We start from the raw sequence: 2,806 nt of genomic DNA, 5'->3' as shown, positions 1-2,806 counted from the left end.
CTCCTCGAACGGCACCTCGATGGTGAGCTTGACCCGTGTCGGGCTCAGGGACTCGGTGCTGCTTTTCACGTGCTGACTCCTGCGTATGTGGGATGTGGCGCTTGGGGGCGCAGCGGGCGACTCCAAGTCGGCGGCGCGGCGAAATACCAGTCTCTCATGCGCCCTGTTTCGGCCCCAATTGAGGCTTGGCGATCAGGCCAGGATCGCGCGAGTCGTGGGCTGCACCCGAGGGGCGCCCGATGCGACAGTCCACGAAGTCAGCTTCCGAGATGTCGCGTTCTTGTCTGACCGATCGCTGATCGCATACCAATCCATCTGCACCCGCGCCTTGGTCACCTGAAGCACGCAATAGCCGTGGTCGTCGAGGTTCACGAACCGTACGTGCGGGTTCTCGGACTGGATGGCTGCCTCGAGCGAGAGCGAGAGCGAGCGGGGCGCCACCCCAATGAAGTCGTCGACGTTGTTGCTCGTGATCGAGCTGCAGACGAGCTCGGTCGCCACCGGAGTGCCGCCTTCGGTCGGTACGTCGTTGGCCCATGCTGTGTGCACGTCACCGCTGAGGAACACGACGTCTTCGATCTTCTCCGACACCAGGTGGTTGAGGAGCCGCTTCCTGTCGGCTGTGTAGCCGTCCCATACGTCGGTGTTGGGCGCCGACGGCTCGAGTGGCGTGAAGCTCACGGTCTGGCTGAGCGCATACTGCTCTGCTGTCGGCCTGGGAGGCAACAGCACCGGAGCGACCATGACCGGGTTGCCGATGAACTTCCAGCGCGCCGGCGTCGTCGACAGGTTCTCCTCGAGCCACCCAAGTTGGCGCGCTCCCGTGATCGTGCGGCCTGCAGCATCGATCGCCGGGTCTTCAGGCTCGACCCGTTCGCTGCGGTACGTACGCAGGTCGAGCATCGACAGGTCCGCGAGCGTGCCGAACTGCAGGCGGCGATACATACGGGTGCCATCGCCGATCACTGCAGTTCCGGAGATCCGCACCGGCATCCACTCGTCGTACGCGCGCTGGGCCGCCCTGCGCCGCGCAGCGAACGAACCCTCGTTCTTCTGATGCTCGAATGCTCCCTCTGCCCAGTTGCCGTCGCAGACCTCGTGGTCGTCCCAGGTCACGATGAAAGGCAGCGCAGCGTGGAGCGCCTGTAGGTCGGGATCGGTCTTGTACTGACCGTGTCGCTCGCGGTAATCGGCAAGGCTGATGATCTCGCGAGGCGGTTGGTGGCGGCGTACGTCGCGGTTCTGATGACCCATCGAGTACTTCCCCGGCTGGTACTCGTACAGGTAGTCGCCGAGGTGGATGATCGCGTCCAGGTCGCCGCGCTCGGCCAGGTGGCGGTACGACGTGAAGTAGCCCGCCTGCCAGTTCGCGCACGACACGACCCCGAACCGCAGCTCACCTGGGTCGCTGTCGGGAGCCGGTGCCGTACGCGTCCGACCCACCGGCGACTCGTGCGTACCGGCGAAGAACCGGAAGTAGTAGTCGGTTGCCGGCTTGAGGCCATTCGCGTCGACCTTGATCGTGTGGTCGCGGGCGGGACCGGTCGTCAGGGAGCCGCTGTCGGCCACCAGGCTGAAGTCGTTGAGCTCGGAGATCTCCCATCTCACAGCGACGGCGGGTCCGACCCCAGAACCCGGTGTCGCCTGCGGCGTGGGAGTGACGCGCGTCCAGAGCACGATGGCGTCAGGCAGCGGGTCACCGGACGCGACTCCATGCGCAAAAAACGACGGGGCACTCGCCGGCGCGGGTGACGACAGTGCCGCCGGTCCCAGCACGCCCAGTCCGACAGCGATGCCGACACTGCCGCCAACGAACTGGCGGCGATTCAAGACTTCCGAGACTGCGCTGTTTCGCACATACCCCATTGCCGCGTACGCAGATGTCTCAACGTGATGTTGAAGGTGAACGTCGTCTGACGGCTAGCGGTACGTCTGGTGCACCTTTGACGGGCGTAAAGAAGCGAGTCGGGATGCTCCCCAGCCGAAGACGGCCGGGGCCCCGGATTCGAGAATCTGTCATCCGACTACGTCGGGATGACAGGATTCGAACCTGCGACCTCACCGCCCCAAACGGCGCGCGCTACCAAGCTGCGCTACATCCCGTAGCCAGATCACTGTAGTGGACACTGGCAGGGTGAACCGCCACCGGTACGCCGAGCTCAGCGCGTTGATCGCGCAGCGGCAACCCGCCTGTGGAACGACGACCGTGATTGCCCTCGACGGGCCGAGCGGCGCTGGCAAGACGAGCTTCGCCAAAGAGCTCGCGGACGTGACTGGCGCAGACTTGCTGCACCTCGACGACATCTATCCCGGCTGGCACGGCCTCGAGGCGACTCCCCCGCTGGTGCGCCGTGTGCTCGATCGCATTGCCGCTGACGAGATAGGTGAAGTGCACCGTTGGGACTGGGAAGCCGATCGACCGGGTGCAACGATGCACGTCCCGCCTGCTCCCTTGCTGATTCTCGATGGCGTTGGCAGTGGTGCATCGACGATTCGCCCATACCTGAGCTTGCTGCTGTGGGTCGAGGCGCCGGTGGAGGCTCGACGCAAGCGAGCCCTTGCCCGTGACGGAGATGTGTACGCGCCGTTCTGGGAGATCTGGGCAGAGCAGGAGACTCGGCATTTCGCGGCTGAGCAGACCCGCATACACGCCGACCGCATCATCGACACGGGTGACTGAGTGACGCTCGCGATATGGCAAGATGGATGTCGTTGCCGCAAGGCTTCGCGGACGTAACTCAATTGGTTAGAGTCTCTGCCTTCCAAGCAGAATGTTGCGAGTTCGAGTCTCGTCGTCCGCTCTGTA

Annotated in this window: 2 protein-coding genes and 2 tRNA genes; 2 read left to right on the top strand and 2 right to left on the bottom strand. The window is 64.5% G+C overall.

Going from position 1 to position 2,806, the window contains the following annotated elements:
* Positions 1–192: 192 nt before the first annotated feature.
* Positions 193–1,830 (bottom strand): alkaline phosphatase D family protein, encoded by a 1,638-nt coding sequence (locus tag V6M39_RS10025; RefSeq protein WP_332643679.1) that lies wholly within the window; start codon positions 1,828–1,830, stop codon positions 193–195.
* 199 nt (positions 1,831–2,029) lie between these two features.
* Positions 2,030–2,103, bottom strand: a tRNA-Pro gene (locus tag V6M39_RS10020).
* 31 nt (positions 2,104–2,134) lie between these two features.
* Here V6M39_RS10020 and V6M39_RS10015 point away from each other — a divergent pair.
* Positions 2,135–2,680 (top strand): 4-amino-4-deoxy-L-arabinose transferase, encoded by a 546-nt coding sequence (locus V6M39_RS10015; RefSeq protein ID WP_332643678.1) that lies wholly within the window; start codon positions 2,135–2,137, stop codon positions 2,678–2,680.
* Between the two features lie 47 nt (positions 2,681–2,727).
* A tRNA-Gly gene (locus tag V6M39_RS10010) sits at positions 2,728–2,801 on the top strand.
* Positions 2,802–2,806: the final 5 nt, after the last annotated feature.

Source organism: Aeromicrobium sp., from assembly GCF_036675695.1.
Taxonomy (GTDB): Bacteria; Actinomycetota; Actinomycetes; order Propionibacteriales; family Nocardioidaceae; genus Aeromicrobium.
Note: the sequence above shows the minus strand (reverse complement) of the source record. Positions and strands in the feature narration are given on the sequence as shown.